Source organism: Mycolicibacter sp. MU0083, from assembly GCF_963378075.1.
GTDB lineage: Bacteria > Actinomycetota > Actinomycetes > Mycobacteriales > Mycobacteriaceae > Mycobacterium > Mycobacterium kokjensenii.
In genome coordinates, this window is record NZ_OY726394.1 from 1,067,787 (window position 1) to 1,088,925 (window position 21,139).

Here is a 21,139-nt window from a genome sequence, read left to right on the forward strand (position 1 = left end):
CAATGGCCACTGCTACTGACGTCGCGTTGCTGCTCCTGCGCCTGGTCCTGGGTCTGACCATGGCGGCCCACGGATTCAACAAGTTCTTCGGAGGGGGCCGGATCCCGGGCACCGCCAGGTGGTTCGAGAGCATCGGCATGAAGTACGGCAAGTTCCAGGCGGTGACGGCCGCCGTCGCCGAGATCGCCGCCGGCCTGGGTATCGCCGTGGGCTTGTTCACCCCGATCGCCGCCGCGGGCTTTGTGGCGTTGATGACGGTCGCGGCCTGGACGGTGCACCGGGCGAACGGATTCTTCATCGTCGGTGAGGGCTGGGAGTACAACCTGATCCTGGCCACCGGCGCCGTCGCGATCGCGATGATCGGGCCGGGTCACCTCAGCGCCGACCACCAGATCTTCTGCCACTGCTGGCAGAACGGTTGGCCGGGCCTGGCGATCTCGCTCGGTCTCGGCCTGGCCGGCGCTATCGGCCAGCTGGCCCTGTTCTATCGGCCGGTCAAGTCCGAGGCGACCGGCGAGTAGGGCAGCCCGCTGCCGGCGTTCTCGTCCACCACGACCCGCCGGCCCAGATAGGGGAAGGCCCGCTGCGGGCAGGCCTGCCGATCGCAGATCTTGCAGCCCGCACCGATCGGCACCACGGTCGCGTCGTCGTTCAGCGCGACCCCGGTCGAATACACCAGCTTGTCGGCGTGCGCCAGATCGCACCCCAGTCCGATGGCGAAGGTCTTGTGCTGTCCCAGATAGCCGCGGCCCTCGGGTGGGGTGGTGGTGGCGATCCAGAAGTACTTGCGCCCGTCGGGCATCTGCGCCACCTGGGTGACGATCCGGCCCGGCTGGCTGAACGCGTCGTGCACCACCCACAGTGGGCAACTGCCGCCGACCCGGCTGAAGTGAAACGCGGTGGCCGACTGCCGTTTCGAAATGTTGCCGGCCTTGTCGGTGCGCACGAAGATGAACGGCACCCCGCGTCGGCCCGGCTGCTGCAGCGTGGACAACCGATGGCACACCATCTCCAGCCCCACCTCGAAGCGACGCCCCAACAAATCGATGTCGTAGCGCAGATCGGTCGCCGATCGCTGGAACTGCCGGTACGGCAACAGGAATGCACCCGCAAAATAGTTGGCCAGGCCGATCTTGGCCACCCCGCGGGATTCCGGGCTCAACGACTGGTCCCGGGCCACGATGTCCGACATCAACTCCTGCTGGGTCAACAGCGCCAACTGCGTGGCGATCTGGAAGGCCCGCTGACCCGCCAACAGCCGGCGCGCGATGCGTAATACCCGTGTCTCGGGGTCGAAGACGCGTTTGATTCCGGTCGGCAGATCATCGACGATGGCCACGGTGACACCCAAGCTGTCGGCCATCAGCGCCGAAAGCTGAATATCCAAGCCGCCGAACCGCATCCCCGAATCGATGAACAACTGCTCGGCGGCGTTGTCGAGTTCACCGATGTAGTTGTTGCGGTCGTAGAAGAAGTCTCGGACCTCCTCGAAGGGCATCGGGCGTGCCGCGGCCTGGGCGGTGTCGCCGGAGACCCGCGACCGGTAGGACTCCAATTCCTCGGTGGCGGCGCGCAGTTGGCGATGCATGGTGAGCAGGCTGTTGCCGATATCGGGCATGCGTGCGACGAGTTCTTCGATCTGGCCGTCGCTGGCGGCGTGTTCGCCGGCCGTGGCGGTGAACATGTCCCGCAGGTCGGCGACCAGCCGGGCATCGGCGTCCGCGGAGAAGTACTGCGCGGGCAGGCTGAACCGGTCGGTGAGCGCCAGCAGCACCGGGACGGTGATCGGCCGCTGATCGTTCTCGAGTTGGTTGACGTAGCTGGTCGACAGGTTCAGTGCGCGGGCCAGCGCCACCTGGGTCAGGCCGCGTTCCTCCCGCAGACGTCGCAGCCGCGCACCGGCGAAGGTCCGGGTGGTCGAGGGAGCCATGGCAGGCAGCGTAACCCGGCCGGGCATTCGCAATGTTTGCAAAAGGGGTGGACTCAGGACGCGGGAATACGCATTTCCCATGCATGTCGGTGCTGCATGAGCGTGCGTAGGGTGTGGAATATGCAGCTACACGACGTGAAGACCCGACGCAGCGCCGAAGAGTTCCCCCGGGAGGAACACCTCGCCTGGAAGATCGCTCAGGTGGCAGCCGACCCGGTCGCCGTCCCCGACGACACCGCGGCCATGGTGATCAACCGGATCATCGACAACGCCGCCGTCAGCGCGGCCTCGGTGCTGCGCCGCCCGGTTACGGTGGCCCGCCGGCAGGCGCAGGCGCACCCCTCGGCGCCGGGTGCGGCGGTCTTCGGCGTCGAGGGCAGCTACTCGGCGGAGTGGGCGGCCTGGGCCAACGGCACCGCAGTGCGTGAGCTGGACTTCCACGACACCTTCCTGGCCGCCGAATACTCCCATCCCGGGGACAACATCCCGCCGCTGGTCGCCGTCGCCCAGCAACTCGGGGTCAGCGGCGCCGACCTGATCCGTGGCCTGGCCACCGCTTACGAGATCCAGGTCGACCTCGTCAAGGGAATCTGCCTGCACGAGCACAAGATCGACCACGTCGCCCATCTCGGGCCGTCGGTGGCCGCCGGTATCGGCACCATGCTCAAACTGGACCCCGAAGTGATCTACTCCGCGGTAGGACAGGCGCTGCACCTGACCACCGCCACCCGGCAGTCCCGTAAGGGCCTGATCTCCAGTTGGAAGGCCTACGCCCCCGCGTGGGCCGGGAAGGTGGGCATCGAGGCCGTCGACCGGGCGATGCGCGGCGAAGGCGCCCCGGCCCCGATCTGGGAGGGCGAGGACGGGGTGATCGCCTGGATGCTGTCCGGCAAAGACCACACCTATCGGGTACCGCTGCCCGGTCCCGGCGAGGCCAAGCGCGCCATCCTGGACACCTACACCAAGGAGTACTCCGCCGAATACCAGAGTCAGGCCCTGATCGACCTGGCCCGCCGACTGCGGGACCGCATCGGTGACCTGAGCCAGGTGGCCACGATCCGACTGCACACCAGCCACCACACCCACTACGTGATCGGCACCGGTTCCGGCGACCCGCAGAAGTTCGATCCGGACGCGTCGCGGGAGACCCTGGATCACTCGGTGATGTACATCTTCGCGGTCGCCCTGGAGGACGGCAGCTGGCACCATGTGCGGTCCTACTCCCCGGAGCGGGCACACCGCCCCGAGACCATCGCGCTGTGGCACAAGATCTCCACCGTCGAAGACCCGGAGTGGACCCGGCGCTACCACTCGACCGACCCGGCCGAGAAGGCCTTCGGCGCACGTGCCGAGGTGACCCTGGCCAGCGGCGAAGTCATCACCGACGAGCTCGCGATCGCCGACGCGCACCCACTGGGAGCCCGGCCGTTCGAACGCAAGCAGTACATCGGTAAGTTCACCGAACTCGCCGAGGACGTGGTGAGTCCCGCAGAGCAGGAACGCTTCCTGGGTGTCGCCGAGGGATTGGCGGGCCTGAGCGGGGGCACGCTGGGCGCATTGAACATCGTCGTCGACCCGGCACTGCTGGCGACCGCCCCGGCGACCCCGGACGGGATCTTCCGGTGAGTGGGCTGATCGGGGCCACCGTGTCGCCCGCGGAGAAACGGACGGCGTTCCGGTTCGGTCTGCAATCCGGTCAACTGCAACGGATCCCGGGCGCCTTCTCGCCGCTGGTCGCCAAGCTGATCGCCGAGATCGGCTTCGACGGCGTCTACGTCTCCGGCGCGGTGCTCTCCGCCGACCTGGGGCTGCCCGACATCGGGCTGACCACCCTGACCGAGGTGGCCGGGCGCGGCGCGCAGATCGCCGCCGCCACCGACCTGCCGACCTTCATCGACGCCGACACCGGATTCGGTGAACCGATGAGCGCGGCCCGCACCGTCACGGTGCTCGAAGACGCCGGGCTGGCCGGCTGTCACCTCGAAGACCAGGTCAACCCCAAACGGTGCGGACACCTCGACGGCAAGGCCGTGGTGCCGACGAGCGAAATGGTCAAGCGACTGCGGGCGGCGATCGCCGCGCGACGCGACCCGAACTTCATCGTCTGCGCCCGCACCGACGCCGCCGGCATCGAGGGCCTGCCGGCCGCGATCGACCGCGCCAAGGCCTACGTCGACGCCGGGGCGGACCTGATCTTCACCGAAGCCCTTTCCGGGCCCGCCGATTTCGAGAAATTCCGCGCCGCGGTGGATGCCCCGCTGTTGGCCAACATGACCGAGTTCGGCAAATCGCAGTTGCTGACCGCCGCGCAACTATCCGAACTGGGCTACAACGCGGTGATCTATCCCGTCACCACACTCCGGCTGGCGATGCACGCCGTCGAGGTGGGCTTGCGGGAGATCGACACCGTCGGAACGCAATCCGGACTGCTGGACCGGATGCAGCACCGCAGCCGGCTCTACGAACTGCTGCGCTACGCCGAATACAACCGATTCGATGACGACATCTTCAACTTCACGTTAGGAGCGTCCCAATGACCATCGCCTCCTCAGAAGCCGCCGCAGCCCCGGAGATCCGTAAGGGCCTCGCCGGTGTCGTCGTCGACACCACCGCGATCTCCAAAGTGGTGCCCGAGACCAACTCGCTGACCTACCGCGGCTACCCGGTACAGGATCTGGCCGCGCACTGCAGCTTCGAGCAGGTCGCCTACCTGTTATGGCACGGCGAGCTACCCACCCCGGCCGAACTGGAGCTGTTCTGCCAGCGTGAGGGGGCCGCCCGCCGGGTGGACCGGTCGATGCTGTCGCTGGTGGAAAAGCTCCCGGACAACTGCCATCCGATGGACGTAGTACGTACCGCGATCAGCTACCTCGGCGCCGAGGACGCGCAAGAGGACGACCCGGCCGAGTCGGCGAATTTCGCCAAGGCGCTGCGGATGTTCGCGGTGCTGCCGACGATCGTCGCCGCCGACCTGCGCCGCCGCCGCGGACTGGCACCGATCGCCCCGCACAGTCAGCTCGGCTACTCCGAGAACTTCCTGCGGATGTGCTTCGGTGAGGTGCCCGACCCGGTGATCGTCTCCGCGTTCGAGCAGTCGATGATCCTCTACGCCGAGCACAGCTTCAACGCATCCACCTTCGCCGCCCGCGTCGTCACCTCCACCCGGTCGGACATCTACAGTGCGGTCACCGCTGCCATCGGCGCACTCAAGGGATCACTGCACGGCGGCGCCAACGAGGCCGTCATGCACGACATGATCGAGATCGGCGAGCCGGACAAGGCCGCGGAGTGGTTGCACGGCAAGCTGTCCCACAAGGACAAGGTGATGGGCTTCGGTCACCGCGTCTACAAGAACGGCGACTCCCGGGTGCCGACGATGAAGGCGGCGCTCGAGCGCGTCGCGGCGGCGCACGACGGCGGGCGATGGCTGGACATCTACCGGATCCTGGAGACCGAGATGTTCGCCGCGACCGGGATCAAACCCAACCTGGACTTCCCGACCGGACCCGCCTACTACCTGATGGGTTTCGACATCCCGATGTTCACCCCGCTGTTCGTGATGAGCCGCATCACCGGGTGGACCGCGCACATCATCGAGCAGACCGCGTCCAACGCGCTGATCCGCCCGTTGAGCGCCTACTCGGGAAGCCCGCAGCGCCCGCTCAAGGCGGGCTGAACCGATCGGGGATAGTATCCCGCCATGTCGCAACTGTTCCCCGATTACCGCCCGTCCTGGGAGACCGACCAGCACCGTGAACTGCGTAAGCACGCCGCGGAATTCCTGCGCAAGGAGGCCACTCCGAACCAGGAACGCTGGGTCGCCCAACACGGGGTGGACCGCGAGTTCTGGAACAAGGCCGGCGACGCCGGGCTGCTCGGCCTGGATCTGCCCGAGGAGTACGGCGGTGCCGGCGGCGACTACGCCATGCATGCGGTGGTCCAGGAAGAACTCGTCTACGCCCACGACCAGGGGTTCGGATTCTCGGTGCACTCACCGATCGTCACGCATTACCTGTACGCCTACGGCAACGACGAGCAGCGCCGACGGTGGCTGCCCAAGGCCATCAGCGGTGAGGCGGTGCTGGCCATCGCGATGACCGAACCGGGCACCGGATCGGATCTGCAGTCGGTGCGCACCACCGCGGTCCGCGACGGCGACCACTACGTCATCAACGGTTCGAAGACGTTCATCTCCAACGGCACCCACTGCGACCTGGTGGTGATCGTGGCCAAGACCGATCCTTCCCAGGGCGCCGCCGGGGTGTCGCTGATCGTCGCCGAGACCGAGGGGCTGGCCGGGTTCGAACGCGGCCGGGTGCTGCAGAAGATCGGCCAGCACGGCCAGGACACCCGCGAACTGTTCTTCACCGACATGCGGGTCCCGGTGGCCAACCTGCTCGGCGAGAAGGAGGGGCTGGGCTTCTACCAGTTGATGGAGCAGCTCGCCCGGGAGCGGCTGATCATCGCGACCGTCTGTTCGGCGCTGGCCGAAGCCGCCGTACTCGAAGCCATCCGCTACTCCAGGGAACGTGAGGCGTTCGGCCGGCCGATCGGCAACTTCCAGCACACCAAATTCGTGCTGGCCGAATGCAAGACCGAGACGCTGGCGATCAAAACCCTGGTCGACTACGCGATCAGCCAGTACGTCGACGGTAACAACGACCCGATGACCGCCTCGATGGCCAAACTGTTCGCCGCCGAGAAATCCGATCAGGTCATCGACAAGTGCCTGCAGATCTTCGGTGGCTACGGCTACATGGCCGAGTACCCGATCGCCAACATGTACACCGGTTCGCGGGTGAACCGGATCTACGGCGGCACCAGCGAGATCATGAAGGAGATCATCAGCCGATCGCTGTGAGTGCCTGACGCTGCGACCCGCAGCGACGCCGTGTCGGGGCCCGGTTCCGGCCCGTCGATCTAGAACACGTTCTAGTCTGGCGGGCATGGGATTTCTCAAACAGGACACCCCCGAGATCGACTTCGAGGAGTGGAGTAAGGGCACCCGCGCGGAGAAGATCATCCCGATGGCCCGGCACTGGGCCGAGGTCGGCTTCGGCACCCCGGTGCTGCTGCACCTGTTCTACGTCGTCAAGGTCGCCCTCTACATCCTGGGCGCCTGGCTGATCTGCCTGAGTACCCGCGGCATCGACGGCTTCACCGACGTCACGCACTGGTACGCCGAGCCGATCGTGTTCGAGAAGGTCGTGCTGTTCACCATGCTCTACGAGGTGGTGGGCCTCGGCTGTGGCTTCGGCCCGCTGAACAACCGGTTCTTCCCGCCGATGGGGTCGATCCTGTACTGGCTGCGGCCCGGCACCATCCGGCTGCCACCCTGGCCGGGACGGATCCCGCTGACCTCCGGCGACCGGCGCACCCCCATCGACGCTCTGCTCTACGGCGCGCTGCTGGTGCTGCTGGTGATCGCGCTGTTCTCCGACGGCACCGGACCCGATCCGGCGCTGGGGACGACGGTCGGCGTGCTCCCGACTTGGCAGATCGCCGCGGTGCTGGGGGTGCTCGCAGTACTGGGCCTGCGCGACAAGGTCATCTTCCTGGCCGCCCGCGGCGAGGTGTACGGCTCGCTCACGGTCGCCTTCCTGTTCGCCGGGCACGGGGTGGACCTGATCCTGGGCGCCAAACTGGTCTGCCTGGTGATCTGGCTGGGTGCGGCGGTCTCCAAACTCAACAAGCACTTCCCGTTCGTGATCTCCACGATGATGAGCAACAACCCGGTGCTGCGGCCGCGGTTCATCAAACGCAAGTTCTTCGAGAACTTCCCCGACGACCTGCGGCCCGGCCGACCGTCGCGGTGGCTCGCTCACCTGAGCACCGTGGTCGAGGGCGTGGCCCCACTGGTGCTGTTCTTCAGCCACGGCGGCTGGCCCACCGCGATCGCCGCGGTCGTCATGCTGTGCTTCCACTTCGGCATCCTGTCGGCCATCCCGATGGGTGTTCCGCTGGAATGGAATGTGTTCATGATGTTCGCGGCATTGGCGCTGTTCGTCGGCCACGCCGACGTCGGCCTGGCCGGCCTGAGCACGCCCCTGCCGATCCTGCTGTTCGTCGTGGTGGCCGGAACCGTCGCTCTGGGAAACCTTTTCCCGCAAAAGATCTCGTTCCTGCCCGGGATGCGCTACTACGCCGGCAACTGGGACACCACACTGTGGTGCCTCAAGCCCTCGGCCGAGGAGAAGATCGCCCGCGGGATCGTCGCGATCGCCAGCATGCCCGCCGCCCAGCTGGAGAAGTTCTACGGCAGCAAGGAAGCCGCGCAGATCCCGATGTACATGGGATACGCGTTCCGCTCCTTCAACAGTCACGGCCGCGCACTGTTCACGCTGGCGCACCGGGTGATGGCCGACGGAAACGAGGACGACTACACGCTGACCGACGGAGAACGGATCTGCTCGACGGCCATCGGCTGGAACTTCGGTGACGGCCACATGACCAACGAGCAGTTGATCTCCGCGCTGCAGCAGCGCTGCGGATTCGAACCGGGGGAGGTGCGCATCGTCATCCTCGACGCCCAGCCCATCCACCGGCAGACCCAGAACTACCGGCTGGTGGATGCCGCCACCGGCGAGTTCGAACGCGGCTACGTCAAGGTGTCAGACATGGTCACTCGCCAGCCCTGGGACGACGAGCTGCCGGTCTACGTCGAGTCGCGAGTGGAGCCGCGATAGGAAACGCGGCGCGATGGCCGATGCGGTGGTGGCGACCGCCGCCGATCCGAGTGCCTGCGACCAGCCGATCGGGCCGAGCGGGGTGCAGCCGAGGAACTGGCTGACTCCCGGTGTGCTGATCAGGACCGCCAGCGCCGCAAAGGAACAGCCCGCGGTGGCCGCCACCAACGGTGAGCGCGACTCCAACAGCGTCTGGGACAGCTGGGTGGTGACGAACGCGACCAGAGCGACGGTGGCGGCGCGGCGGGGAAACCCGGTGAGCCGGGCCATGAACCACGCCGCGACCGTGGCACTGGTGGTGGTGCCGGCGCGCAGGGCCACCGCCCGCATCAGCGCTTTCTCGTCGGGTCCGCGACCGGAGAACGGGATCGGGCGCCGTGGTTTGCTGATCGCCAGTGCGGTCGCGGGGAACGCGTCGATCACGACGTTCACCAGCTGCAGCTGGCGGGTGTTGAGCGGTGCCCGGCCGGTCAGCGCGGTCCCCAGGAGTGCGAACAGTGCGCCGCTGGCGTTGCCGCCCAGTAGTACCGCCACTGCGGCCTGGACTCGTTGCCACAGTTGGCTGCCTTCGTTGAGGGCGTCGAGCAGCATTTCGATGCGGCCGTCGAGGAGCACGACGTCGGCGGCGGTGTGGGCGGCGTCGCTGCCTTGGGCGACGATGCCGATGCCGACGGTGGCGGCGCGGATGGCGGCGGCGTCGTTGGCGCCGTCGCCGACCATCGCCGAGACTTTGCCGCTGCGTTCGAGGGCTTGCACCACCTGGACTTTGTTCGCCGGTGACATGCGGGCGAAGACGACCTTCTCGGCTACTGCGCGTTCTTGGTCCTTGCCGGACAGGGATTCCCATTCGCTGCCGGTGATGACCTGTTCGGTGGTGACGGGTAGGCCGAGTTTGCGGGCGATGGCGCGGCCGGTGGTGGGGTGGTCGCCGGTGATCATTCGGACCGGGACGTCGCGGCGGTGTAGTTCGGCGAGCAGGCCGGCCGATCCGGTGCGTGGGGTGTCGGCGATGCCGACGAACCCGAGCAGGCTCAGCCCGTCGCCGCAGAGTTTGGTCATCGCGGCCAGTTGGGCGTCCGGGTCGTCGGGGTCGGCCGCCAGCAAGCGGAGGTGGTCCTCGTCGAGGTCACGGCGGGCCACCGCCAGCACCCGCAGCCCGTCGTCGGCCAATTGCTCCACCACGTCGTAGAGGTCACCGGGAACATCGCCGCAGGCCGCGAGCAGCACCTCGGGGGCGCCCTTGACGGTCAGTTCGGCCCCGCATACCGACGCCGCGAACGGACGCCCGGAACGGAACGGCAGATGGATGTCGACGGCATCGGGCACCGAGCCGGCGGCCGCCGCGATTGCGGCATCGGTGGCGTCGGGATGGCCGTGGTCCTTCGCCGGCGGTGTCGCCTGTGCGGCGCAGCGCAGCAGTTCGGCACGGGAGTGACGTCCCGCCGTGCGCACTTCGGTGACCTGCAGCCGGTTCTCGCTGAGGGTGCCGGTCTTGTCGAAACACACCACGTCGACCCGGCCCAGTGCCTCCACCGCACGCGGCACCCGCACCAGCACACCGGATTCGGTGAGCCGACTCGCCGATGCCTGCTGCGACAGTGTCGCCACCACCGGCATGCCCTCGGGCACCGCGGCGACGGCGACGGACACCCCGTCGGCGGCGGCCGGGTGTAGCGCGGTGCCGCGCAACATCCCGAGGGCGCCGACCAGTCCGCCGGCCACCATGCTCAGTGGCCAGATACGGGTGGTGATCGCACCGAGCTGGTGGCCCAGCCCGATGTCGGTGTGCCGGCTGGTGACCAGATCGGCGGCGCGGCGTACCTGGGTGTCCGGGCCCACCGCGGTCACCAATGCCAGGCCGGTGCCGGCGGCCACCGTGGTGCCGGCGAAGAGCATGCAGCGACGCTCGGCCACTTCGGCGCCCGGGGTGGCGTCGACCTGCTTGGTCACCGGCAGCGACTCCCCGGTCAGGGATGCCTCGTCGACCTCGAGCTTCTCCTGCTCTATCAGCCGGGCATCTGCCGGCACCACGTCGTCGGCCCGCACCTCGATGAGGTCACCGCGCCGCAACTGTTCGGGGCACACCTGGACCCGCTCCCGGGTGCCGTCGGGTCGGATGGTGACCTTCCAGGCGGGCGGAATCTGTTCGGCGAGTAGCCGGTTGAGTCGAAGCTCGGTGCTCAACCGCTGGCCGGCGGCCAACACGGCGTTGCTGACCAGCACCGAACAGACCATGGCCGCATCGATCGGCGAGCCCAGGATCGCGGTGGCCGTGGCGCCCAGACCCAGTACCGCGGTCAACGGGTCGGACAGTTCGTCGCGCACGGCATCGACGAACTGGAAGATCAGGTGGCGCTGCCCGGCGTCGGCGGGGTGTGTGGCATCGGCGTCGTCGGCCGAGCGGGCCAGTGCGGCCCGGACCTGCTCGACGGACATGGCGTGCCACTCATCGACCGGCACCGGGCGCGGCAGCGGAGCATTGAGCACCGAACGTGCCAGCGAGTATCCGGACCACAGTCCGCTGGCCGCGCCCACGACCACGGCTTCGGGTCCCCGGCCGGAAACAGTCGGAATCAGCATCAGCGATCCCATCGCCGTTGCGCCGATGGACAATTCGACACCACGTTTGGCGGCGGCCTTCGCCGCGGGCACCGCATGCAGCACCCGCCATACCCCGGCGAGATCGTCCACGATCAGGTCCGCACCCCACGGTTGCGCCTGGTCGTGGGAGGCGGGCAACATACCGATCCCGAGATCGGCCGCCGACAGCGCCTGGGTGGCCGTCGAGGAGACCACCGCGACGGTGTGGCCGTCGCGCTGGTAGCGGCGCACCGCGTCGAACAGGGCGCCGTCGACGGAACCGCGGCCGGCGGCAACGATCTCGTCGAACGCCGGGCGCAGCTCTCCCAGGCCGGCGGTGTCTTCGACGGTGACGGTCTGCACGTCGGCGCGCTGGGTCTCGGCGAGTGTCGCCGCCGCCAGCGGGTGCGGCGCCGGCGCGAACAGCGCCTCGGTGCCGGAACGTCCCCGGCCGGGGACCGGATGCCAGCCCGGCCGCAGGTCGGCGTCGGCCAGCATTGCCTGGGCACGCTCCCAGGCGGCCAGGTCCTTCTCGCCGCCCCCGCTAAGGCGCACCAGGCGCAGCGAATCGGTGCGCAGCACCCGCGGATCCAGGATCACTACGTCGACCCGGTCGAGTTGCCGCACACTGTCGGGATGGAGCTGCAGGGCCTCGTCGTTGTCGGCGAGCCCACGGACCAGGGTCGCGGCGAAGGATTCCCGGGTGGACCGGACGGCTTTCGGCACCGCGACCAGTGCGGCGGTTCCGGCCAGATTCACATCACGGCTGACGACACCGGTCACCGCCGCGCCGATCGCCTGAATCCAACTGCCGCGCAGCAGATGCTGTTCGACCGGGCCGGCCGGCCGCGGTTCGGTTCGGGGAGCGGGCAGCGCGTGCGGCCGGCCGGTCAGGCGGGCCAGCTGCGGTTCGCGTCGCGACCGTGCCCGAGTTTCGGCACGTGTCTCGGCGGCCTTGAAGGTGTTGATCGCCAGGTCGATCGCCACCATGGAGGGCGCCGCGGCGAGCGCGTTGGCGGCGGTGCTCGCCAATCCCAGTGCGGTGTCGGTGGCACGTTTGCCGATGCGTTCCTCGAGTAGGCGGCGCACCTTCGGCTGGTGATCCAAGGCGACCACCGCGCCTTGGATACCGGCCGGCAACCGGGGAATCCGCAGGACGCGGCCGGCCAGTGCGATACCCATGCCGACGGCGGTGATGCCCGCCATGGCCGCGCTGCTGACCGCGAGCAGGCCGTCGCCCGGCTCATGGGTGGAGCGAATTGGTCGCCCCTCGGTGACGACATCGTGGTCGCCGAGGGGCGGTGGACTATCGGGGTCTTCGTCTGCCTCGTAGAGCTCGTCGGTCGCCGGGAACAGGTCGTCGGCAAGAACAGGCATCGCGGGGGGCATCGGTCTCCTTTGCTCGGTGACCGAAATCTGCCCGGCGAGTCCGTCGACGGGTTGAACGTCGGCGAGATTCGACTTGAAATGCCGGTGAATGGTTACTGCGGGCGGACCCAGTCGTCGTAGAACGGCGGCATCTGCGAAGCCCGCGAGGTGAAGTCGGGGGAGCGCTTCTCGAGGAAGGCGCGCACACCGTCGGCACCGTCTCCGATGCTGGTGTAGAACATCGCCAGCGAGTCGATGCGGTGCGCCTCGACCGGATCGGGCTGTGCCGAGTTGCGGTAGAGCATCTGCCGGATCAGGGCGAACGAGACCGGGGAGCGGCCCTTGGTCCAGGCGTCGGCCAGGGCGCGTGCGTCGGCCAACAGGGCGTCGGGTTCGTGGACGGACGCCGCGATGCCACACCCGCGTGCCGCGTCGGCGTCGAGGATCTCGGCGCGGTAGAGCAGATCCAGCGCGGTGGGCACCCCGACGATCCGCGGCAGGAACCACGTCGAACAGGCCTCCGGGGTGATACCCAGCTTCCCGAACACCAGACCGAACCGCGCCTTGGTCGAGAACAACCGGGCATCCATCGCCAGCATCATGGTGGCGCCGATCCCGACCGCGGCACCGTTCACCGCGGCGATCACCGGCTTGCGGCAGGCGTAGATCGCCAGGGTCAACCGCCCGCCGGTGTCGCGCACCCGGACCAGTTCGGGATCGTCGAGGTCGGCCATGTCGGCCAGCGACGGCGACTTGGACTCGTCGAGGCCGAAGACGTTGCCGGAGCCGGACAGGTCCATGCCCGCGCAGAACGCGCGGCCCGACCCGGTGACGATCACCGCCCGGATCGAATCGTCGTCGTTGACCTCGGTGAAGGTGCGCTCCAGCTCCTCGGCCATCTCGACGGTGAACGCGTTGAGGTTGTCCGGGCGGTCGAGGTACACCGTGAGGATGCCGTCGGTGACCTCGTGGCGGATCGTGTTGAAGTCCATCAGCCGAGATTAGTTTCCTCGGCACGGCCCCCGAAGAAGCGGGGCGCGATGGCCGATGCGGTGGTGGCGACCGCCGCCGACCCGAGTGCCTGCGACCAGCCGATCGGACCGAGCGGGGTGCAACCCATGAACTGGCTGATCCCCGGGGTGCTGATCAACAGCGTCATCGCCGCAAACGATCCACCGGCCGTGACCGCCACCAATGGTGAGCGCGACTCCAGCAGCGTCTGGGACAGCTGAGTCGTCACCAACGCGACCAGAGCAACCGTGGCGGCACGGCGGGGAAACCCGGTGAGCCGGGCCAGATACCAGGCTGCGATGGTGGCGCCGGCCGTCGTCGTCCCGCGTAGCGCCACCGCCCGCATCAACGCTTTCTCGTCGGGTCCGCGACCGGAGAACGGCATCGGGCGCCGCGGTTTGCTGATCGCCAGTGCGGTCGCGGGGAACGCGTCGGTCACCACGTTCACCAGCTGCAGCTGGCGGGTGTTGAGCGGTGCCCGGCCGGTCAGCGCGGTCCCCAGGAGTGCGAACAGTGCGCCGCTGGCGTTGCCGCCCAGTAGTACCGCCACTGCGGCCTGGACTCGTTGCCACAGTTGGCTGCCTTCGTTGAGGGCGTCGAGCAGCATTTCGATGCGGCCGTCGAGGAGCACGACGTCGGCGGCGGTGTGGGCGGCGTCGCTGCCTTGGGCGACGATGCCGATGCCGACGGTGGCGGCGCGGATGGCGGCGGCGTCGTTGGCGCCGTCGCCGACCATCGCCGAGACTTTGCCGCTGCGTTCGAGGGCTTGCACCACCTGGACTTTGTTCGCCGGTGACATGCGGGCGAAGACGACCTTCTCGGCTACTGCGCGTTCTTGGTCCTTGCCGGACAGGGATTCCCATTCGCTGCCGGTGATGACCTGTTCGGTGGTGACGGGTAGGCCGAGTTTGCGGGCGATGGCGCGGCCGGTGGTGGGGTGGTCGCCGGTGATCATTCGGACCGGGACGTCGCGGCGGTGTAGTTCGGCGAGCAGGCCGGCCGATCCGGTGCGTGGGGTGTCGGCGATGCCGACGAACCCGAGCAGGCTCAGCCCGTCGCCGCAGAGTTTGGTCATCGCGGCCAGTTGGGCGTCCGGGTCGTCGGGGTCGGCCGCCAGCAAGCGGAGGTGGTCCTCGTCGAGGTCACGGCGGGCCACCGCCAGCACCCGCAGCCCGTCGTCGGCCAATTGCTCCACCACGTCGTAGAGGTCACCGGGAACATCGCCGCAGGCCGCGAGCAGCACCTCGGGGGCGCCCTTGACGGTCAGTTCGGCCCCGCATACCGACGCCGCGAACGGACGCCCGGAACGGAACGGCAGATGGGCGTCGGCCGGTTCGGACGCAACGACGTCGACCACCGACTCGGCGGCCGCCATGATCGCGGCATCGGTGGCATCGACGTGCCCGTGGTCCTTCGCCGGCGGCGTCGCACGCACCGCGCAGCGCAGCACCTCGTCACGGGAGTGACCTCCCGCCGTGCGCACTTCGGTGACCTGCAGCCGGTTCTCACTGAGCGTGCCGGTCTTGTCGAAACACACCACGTCGACCCGGCCCAGTGCCTCCACCGCACGCGGCACCCGCACCAGCACACCGGATTTGGTGAGACGGTGCGCGGAGGCGTGCTGGGCCAGCGTCGCCACCACCGGCATGCCCTCGGGCACCGCGGCGACGGCCACCGAGACCCCCTGCCCCACCGCCTGCTGCAGCGGGGTGCGATGCAGCACCCCGAGGGCACTGACCAGCCCGCCGGCCACCATGCTCAACGGCCACGTCTTGGTGGTGATCGCACCGAGCTGATGGCCCAGGCCGATGTCGGTGTGCCGGCTGGTGACCAGATCGGCCGCGCGCCGCACCTCGGTGTCGGGGCCCACCGCGGTCACCAATGCCAGACCGGTGCCGGCGGCCACCGTGGTGCCGGCGAAGAGCATGCAGCGACGCTCGGCCACGTCGGCGCCCGGGGTGGCGTCGACCTGCTTGGCCACGGGCAACGACTCACCGGTCAACGACGACTCATCGACCTCGAGCTTCTCCAGTTCCACGATGCGGGCGTCGGCCGGCACCACATCGTCGGGACCCACTTCGATCAGGTCGCCACGCCGCAACTGCTCGGGGAGCACCTGGACGCGCTCCCGGGTGCCGTCGGGCCGGATCGTGACCTTCCAGGCCGGCGGAATCTGGCCGGCGAGTAGGCGATTCAGGCGCAGCTCGGCGCTGAGTTGCTGGCCGGCGGATAGGAACGCGTTGCTGACCAGCACCGAGCCCACCAGGAGCGCGTCGATCGGCGAGCCCAGGATGGCGGTGGCCGTGGCACCGAGCCCGAGCACCGGGGTCAGCGGATCGGAGAGTTCGTCGCGCACCGCATCGAGGAACTGCCGGACCACGTGGCGCTGCCCCGCGTCGGCGGGGTGTGGGGCGCCGGCGTCGTCGGCCGAGCGGGCCAGTGCGGCCCGGACCTGCTCGACGGACATGGCGTGCCACTCATCGACCGGCACCGGGCGCGGCAGCGGAGCATTGAGCACCGAACGTGCCGAGACGTACCCGGACGCCAGGCCCGCCGCCGCGCTCACCACCACCGGTTCGGGACCGCTGCCCCGCACGGTCGGAATCAGCAGCAGTGACCCCAACGCCGATCCGCCGATGGACAGATCCACACCGCGCCGACTGGCTTCCTTGGCCGCCGGCAGCGCATGCAGAATCCGCCACACCCCGGCGAGATCATCCATGATCAGGTCCGCACCCCACGGTTGCGGCTGATCGTCACGGTCGGGCAGGATGCCCACCCCCAGATCGGCCGCCGACAGCGCCCGGGCGGCCAGCGCGCTGATCACCGCCACGCAGTGGCCGTCCCGCTGATAGCCGTGCACCTTCTCCAGCAGGATGTCGTCGATCGAATCGCCTGTCGCCGAGAAGATTTCGTCGAAGGCGGGGCGCAGTTCTCCCAGGCCCGTGGTGTCTTCGACGGTGACGGTCTGCACGTCGGCGCGCTGGGTCTCGGCGAGCGTCGCCGCCGCCAGCGGGTGCGGTGCCGGCGCGAACAGCGCCTCGGTGCCGGAACGTCCCCGGCCGTGGCGCGTCCCGGGGACCGGATGCCAGCCCGGCCGCAGGTCGGCGTCGGCCAGCATCGCGTGGGCACGCTCCCAGGCGGCCAGGTCCTTCTCGTCACCGCCGCGCAGCCGCACCAGGCGCAGCGAGTCGGTGCGCAGCACCCGCGGATCCAGGATCACCACATCGATCCGATCCAGCCGGCGCAGGCCCGCCGGGTCGATCTGCAACGCCTCGTCCCGGTCGGCCAACCCGCGGCCCAGCGTCGCGGCGAAGGATTCCAGGGTGGACCGGGCGGCCTTCGGCACGGTGGCCAACGCGGCGTTGCCGGCCAGGTTCGGGTCCCGGCCCGCCACCCCGGCCACGACGGCGCCGATCGCCTGAACCCAGCTGCTGCGCTGCAGGTGTAGTTCGACCTCGCCGTCCGGCGCGGCGAGCGGGCGGGCGTCCGAGTCGGCGCCCGTTCGGGCGACGGGGCGGGCCAGTTCGGGTTCGCGGCGCGACCAGGCCCGCGAGTCGGCGCGGGCCTCGGCGGCCAGCAGGGTGTTGATCGCCAGGTCCACCGCGAGAATCGACGGTGCCGCGGCCAGCGCGTTGGCGGCGGTGGAGGCCAATCCCAGCGCGGTGTCGGTGGCGCGCTTGCCGATACGTTCCTCGAGCAGGCGGCGCAGTCGCGGTTGGTGCTCCAGGGCCACCACGGCGCCCTGGACACTGGCCGGTAGCCGCGGCACTCGCAGGACGCGCCCGGCCAGTGCGAAGCCCAGCCCGACGGCGGAGATTCCCGCCATGGCCGCCTTGCTGACCGCGATGAAACCGTCGCCGGGTGCGGGTGCCGCAGGGGGAGTGTCGTCGATCGCGAGGCGTTCGGCAGCGGCGATCGCGGTGTGCGATTCCTCCACTGCCGGTTCGGCGTCGTCGATCAGGAGGGGAATCGAGGGGGCCATCGGTCTCCTTGGCTCGGCGACCGAATCCGCTGCGATCATCCGCGGAGCCTTCGGCCGACATGGTTCATCGTCCGAAGGTCTCGCTCACGGAAATGTGCTGGCTCCGCTGAATGACCGGGCGGGCGGACCCGCCGTATTGACGACCATTCACAACCGCCGGCCGGCGGTATGGAACTACTCCCCTTCACCGGCGAAGCTAGAGCGGCTAAGCGGCGGCGGGCTGAACGCCGACCGGAATCGCCTTGAAATGCCGGTGAATTACGGGCTACCCGCCGTTCACGCCTCCGGTGACCAATAGGCGAGCATCTCGGCGAAGGTGTCGAACGCCGGTTGCGACACACCGTAGGGCGCTTCGAAGTGCAGGCTCAACGGGTAGCCCAACTCACCCACACCGTCGATCACCCGCTTGTACAGGTCGAGCAGCTTCCGGCGTTTGACACCGGGTTCGCCGGCCGCCAACATCCGGACGAAGTCCTGCTCGGCGGCGACGGCCTCGTTGCCCGGATCCTGGATCAGCCAATCGATCAGTCCGACCCTGTCCTCCATCTTGGGCACGAAGCCGAACGACAACAGCACCTCGGGACGGTGCTCACTGACCTGGGCGAAATCGCGCAGGAAACCGACGATCGCATCCGAATAGAGCAACTGCGTCATCCCGAAGGTGGCGCCCCGGTCACATTTGAAGGCGAAGCGTTGCTGCTCGCCGTCCCGGGTCGGGATCAGGATGACACCCCGGTCGTCGACCAGGCCGTCGAACTTCGACAGCGCGTCGGTGGGGGTGACGCCACCGCCCTCACCGTCGTTCAGCGTGCGGGGGACACCGACGAAGATGATCCCGTCGAACCCCGCCTGACGGAGCCCCTCGAGTCGCGTCCGCAGCGCGGTCTCATCGAGGAATGCGGTTACCTGCGTGCACAATCCGCGGACACCGGGCAGTTCGGGTCCGATGATCGACCAGAAATCCGGGACATCGAGTTTGGGTTGCATCGCAACCGGCCGGTCGTCGTCTTCGGGGATCAACCCGGGGATCATGACGTGACCGATCCGGCCCGCGATACCCGCTTGGGCTGACAGTTGCAGGACTTTGTGTGCCTCGTCGCGGGCGTACTGGGCTCCGCGATCGGTGTTGGGCGGTACCAGTTCCAGTGCGATGGTGTTCAGGGCCACCAGAAACCTCCGATTCGTTGGCGCGCCGAACGTGCACCCACTGCGACATCGGGACGACTTTTTCGCAGTGGGCGCACGTTCGGCGGTGGGTCAGGACGACAGGCCGGCGCGCGCTTCCCTGGCGGCTTCGACCAGATTGGTCAGCGACGCGGTCACCTCGTCGGTCTTGCGGGTCTTGAGGCCGCAGTCCGGGTTGACCCAGAGGCGTTGCGCGGGAACGGCATCCAGTGCCTCCCGCAACGACGCCGTCATCTCCGCGGTGGACGGCACCCGCGGCGAGTGGATGTCGTAGACGCCCGGGCCCACCCCGTTGGAGAACCCGATCGCGTTGAGGTCGTCGAGCACCTCCATGTGCGAGCGGGCCGCTTCGATCGAGGTGACGTCGGCGTCCAGGTCGGCGATCGCCCCGATCACCTCACCGAACTCCGAATAGCACAGGTGGGTGTGGATCTGCGTCGCGTTCGACACCCCCGAGGTGGACATCCGGAACGAACCGACCGCCCAGTCCAGATAGGCCGCCTTGTCGGCGTCGCGCACCGGGAGCAGCTCCCGCAGTGCGGGCTCGTCGACCTGGATCACCGCGATACCGGCGGCTTCCAGATCCACCGTCTCCTCGCGGATCGCCAGCGCCACCTGGTAGGCGGTGTCGGCCAGCGGTTGGTCGTCACGGACGAACGACCAGGCCAGGATGGTGACCGGGCCGGTGAGCATGCCTTTGACCGGCTTGTCGGTCAGCGACTGGGCATAGGTGGCCCACTGGACGGTCATCGGGTGCGGGCGGGTGACGTCACCGAACAGCACCGGCGGGCGCACGCACCGGCTGCCGTAGGACTGCACCCAGCCGTTCGCGGTGGCGAAGAAGCCATCGAGCTGCTCGGCGAAGTACTGCACCATGTCGTTGCGCTCCGGCTCGCCGTGCACCAGCACGTCGAGGCCGAGGTCCTCCTGCAGCTTGACGACGGCGGCGACTTCGGCCTTCATCTGCTCGGTGTACGCCGCCTCGTCGATCTCGCCGGCCACCAGTGCGGCGCGGGCCTTGCGGATCTGCACCGTCTGCGGGAACGAACCGATGGTGGTGGTCGGCAGCGGCGGCAGGTGCAGCCGCTCGTCCTGTGCGGCGCGCCGCTCCTCGGCCGAACCGCGTTGGACACCCGCCCGCGCTATCTCGGCGATCTGTGCGCGCAACGCGGTGTTGTTCAGCCGCGGATCGGACGTGCGGGAGGCGATCGCCGCGTCGGAGGCGGCGACGGCGTCGGCGACGGCTTCGCGGCCCTCCCGCAGCGCTCGGGCCAGGACGGCCACCTCGGTCACCTTCTCGGCGCCGAACGCCAGCCAGCTGCGCAGCGCGTCGTCCAGGCCGGTCTCGGGTTCCAGCGAGTAGGGCACGTGCAGCGTTGAGCACGATGTGGAAACTGCCACGGCGGCCGCACTTCCCGCCGCCGCCGCCAGCTTGTCCAGCGCGGCCCGCAGGTCGGTGCGCCAGATATTGCGGCCGTCGACGACACCGGCGACCAGCGTCTTGGACGACAGCTCCGGCACCGACCCGAGAGCGGCGGCCAGGTCACGCGGGCCGTAGACCAGGTCGACGCCGATCGCCTCGACCGGGGTGCGGGCCAGGGCCGGAAGCCCGGCACCCGGGTCGCCGAAATAGGTGGCCACGAAGATCGACGGTCGCTCGCTCAGCCCGCCCAGGCGGTGATAGACCCGCTCGGCCAGCGCCGGGGCGTCGGCGCAGATGTCGGTCACCAGCACCGGCTCGTCGATCTGCACCCACTGCGCGCCGGCCTTGGCCAGCCTGCCCAGCAGGTCGGCGTAGACCTCGGTGAGCTCGTCGAGCCGGGAGATCGGCGCGGCCGCACCGTCGACGGCCTTGCTCAACAGCAGGAACGTCACCGGCCCGATGATCACCGGGCGCGCCACGTTCCCGCCGAAGCCCTGCTCGGTGGCCTCGGCGAGTTCGGTGAGCACCTTGGCCGGGTTCAGCGCAAACGTGGTGTCCGGGCCGATCTCGGGAACGATGTAGTGGTAGTTGGTGTCGAACCACTTCGTCATCTCCAGCGGCGCGATCTCGGCGTTGCCCCGGGCCGCGGCGAAATAGCGGTCCAACTCGTCGGCGACGCCGGACACCCGAGCCGGGAGAGCCCCCAGCAGTACCGCGGTGTCGAGCATCTGGTCGTAGTAGGAGAACGTGTTCACCGGCACCGAGTCCAGCCCGGCGGCGGTCAACTGCGCCCAGGTGTCGCGGCGCAGGCCGGCGGCGACGTCGGCGAGTTCGTCCCGGCCGATGCGACCGGCCCAGTAGCGTTCGGTGGCGCGCTTGAGTTCGCGGTTGGGGCCGATTCTCGGTGAGCCGAGGACGGTGGCGGTAAAGGGTTGAGCGGTCACGACGTGATCCTTTTTTCAGAGGGTGGG

General features: G+C 68.9%; 12 protein-coding genes. 6 read left to right on the forward strand and 6 right to left on the reverse strand.

What is annotated here, in order from left to right; translation table 11 throughout:
- Nucleotides 1-2 precede the first annotated feature (2 nt).
- Nucleotides 3-521 (forward strand): DoxX family protein, encoded by a 519-nt coding sequence (locus RCP38_RS05085; protein ID WP_308475959.1) that lies wholly within the window; start codon nucleotides 3-5, stop codon nucleotides 519-521.
- On the opposite strand, the gene RCP38_RS05090 is transcribed toward RCP38_RS05085, so the two are convergent.
- Nucleotides 485-1,930: a short-chain fatty acyl-CoA regulator family protein gene (locus RCP38_RS05090; protein ID WP_308475961.1), complete on the reverse strand. Its 1,446-nt coding sequence runs from the start codon at nucleotides 1,928-1,930 to the stop codon at nucleotides 485-487. The two genes, RCP38_RS05085 and RCP38_RS05090, sit on opposite strands and share 37 nt — an antisense overlap.
- Nucleotides 1,931-2,050: 120 nt before the next feature.
- On the opposite strand from RCP38_RS05090, the gene prpD reads away from it, so the two are divergent.
- The 5 genes from prpD (at nucleotide 2,051) to RCP38_RS05115 (ending at nucleotide 8,616) form a co-directional block, all read left to right on the forward strand.
- Nucleotides 2,051-3,556: a 2-methylcitrate dehydratase PrpD gene (gene prpD / locus RCP38_RS05095; protein WP_308475962.1), complete on the forward strand. Its 1,506-nt coding sequence runs from the start codon at nucleotides 2,051-2,053 to the stop codon at nucleotides 3,554-3,556.
- Entirely contained in the window at nucleotides 3,553-4,467 is a 915-nt protein-coding gene (gene prpB, locus RCP38_RS05100; RefSeq protein ID WP_308475964.1) for a methylisocitrate lyase, read from the forward strand. Before prpD ends, prpB begins: the two co-directional genes overlap by 4 nt.
- Nucleotides 4,464-5,606 carry a bifunctional 2-methylcitrate synthase/citrate synthase gene (locus RCP38_RS05105; RefSeq protein ID WP_308475965.1) on the forward strand — a complete coding sequence of 381 codons (1,143 nt, stop codon included), beginning with the start codon at nucleotides 4,464-4,466 and terminating at the stop codon, nucleotides 5,604-5,606. The genes prpB and RCP38_RS05105 overlap by 4 nt, the downstream gene beginning before the upstream one ends.
- A gap of 24 nt (nucleotides 5,607-5,630) precedes the next feature.
- Nucleotides 5,631-6,791, forward strand: a complete 1,161-nt coding sequence (locus tag RCP38_RS05110; protein ID WP_308475966.1) for an acyl-CoA dehydrogenase family protein — start codon at nucleotides 5,631-5,633, stop codon at nucleotides 6,789-6,791.
- An 85-nt stretch (nucleotides 6,792-6,876) separates the two neighbouring features.
- The gene (locus RCP38_RS05115; RefSeq protein ID WP_308475967.1) at nucleotides 6,877-8,616 is read left to right on the forward strand and encodes a DUF3556 domain-containing protein; all 1,740 of its coding nucleotides are present in this window, start codon (nucleotides 6,877-6,879) and stop codon (nucleotides 8,614-8,616) included.
- Here the strand turns inward: RCP38_RS05115 and RCP38_RS05120 are convergent.
- The 5 genes from RCP38_RS05120 to metE form a co-directional block, all read right to left on the reverse strand.
- A complete protein-coding gene (locus tag RCP38_RS05120) occupies nucleotides 8,542-12,585 on the reverse strand; it encodes a cation-translocating P-type ATPase (RefSeq protein WP_308475968.1) in 4,044 nt (1,347 codons plus the stop codon). The genes RCP38_RS05115 and RCP38_RS05120 overlap by 75 nt on opposite strands.
- A 92-nt stretch (nucleotides 12,586-12,677) precedes the next feature.
- Nucleotides 12,678-13,556 (reverse strand): crotonase/enoyl-CoA hydratase family protein, encoded by an 879-nt coding sequence (locus RCP38_RS05125; RefSeq protein WP_308475970.1) that lies wholly within the window; start codon nucleotides 13,554-13,556, stop codon nucleotides 12,678-12,680.
- Nucleotides 13,556-17,599, reverse strand: a complete 4,044-nt coding sequence (locus tag RCP38_RS05130) for a cation-translocating P-type ATPase (protein ID WP_308475972.1) — start codon at nucleotides 17,597-17,599, stop codon at nucleotides 13,556-13,558. The genes RCP38_RS05125 and RCP38_RS05130 overlap by 1 nt, the downstream gene beginning before the upstream one ends.
- A 237-nt stretch (nucleotides 17,600-17,836) precedes the next feature.
- The gene (locus RCP38_RS05135) at nucleotides 17,837-18,727 is read right to left on the reverse strand and encodes a mycobacterial-type methylenetetrahydrofolate reductase (protein ID WP_308475973.1); all 891 of its coding nucleotides are present in this window, start codon (nucleotides 18,725-18,727) and stop codon (nucleotides 17,837-17,839) included.
- 90 nt (nucleotides 18,728-18,817) lie between these two features.
- Nucleotides 18,818-21,112 carry a 5-methyltetrahydropteroyltriglutamate--homocysteine S-methyltransferase gene (gene metE / locus RCP38_RS05140; RefSeq protein WP_308475974.1) on the reverse strand — a complete coding sequence of 765 codons (2,295 nt, stop codon included), beginning with the start codon at nucleotides 21,110-21,112 and terminating at the stop codon, nucleotides 18,818-18,820.
- Between the last annotated feature and the right edge of the window lie 27 nt (nucleotides 21,113-21,139).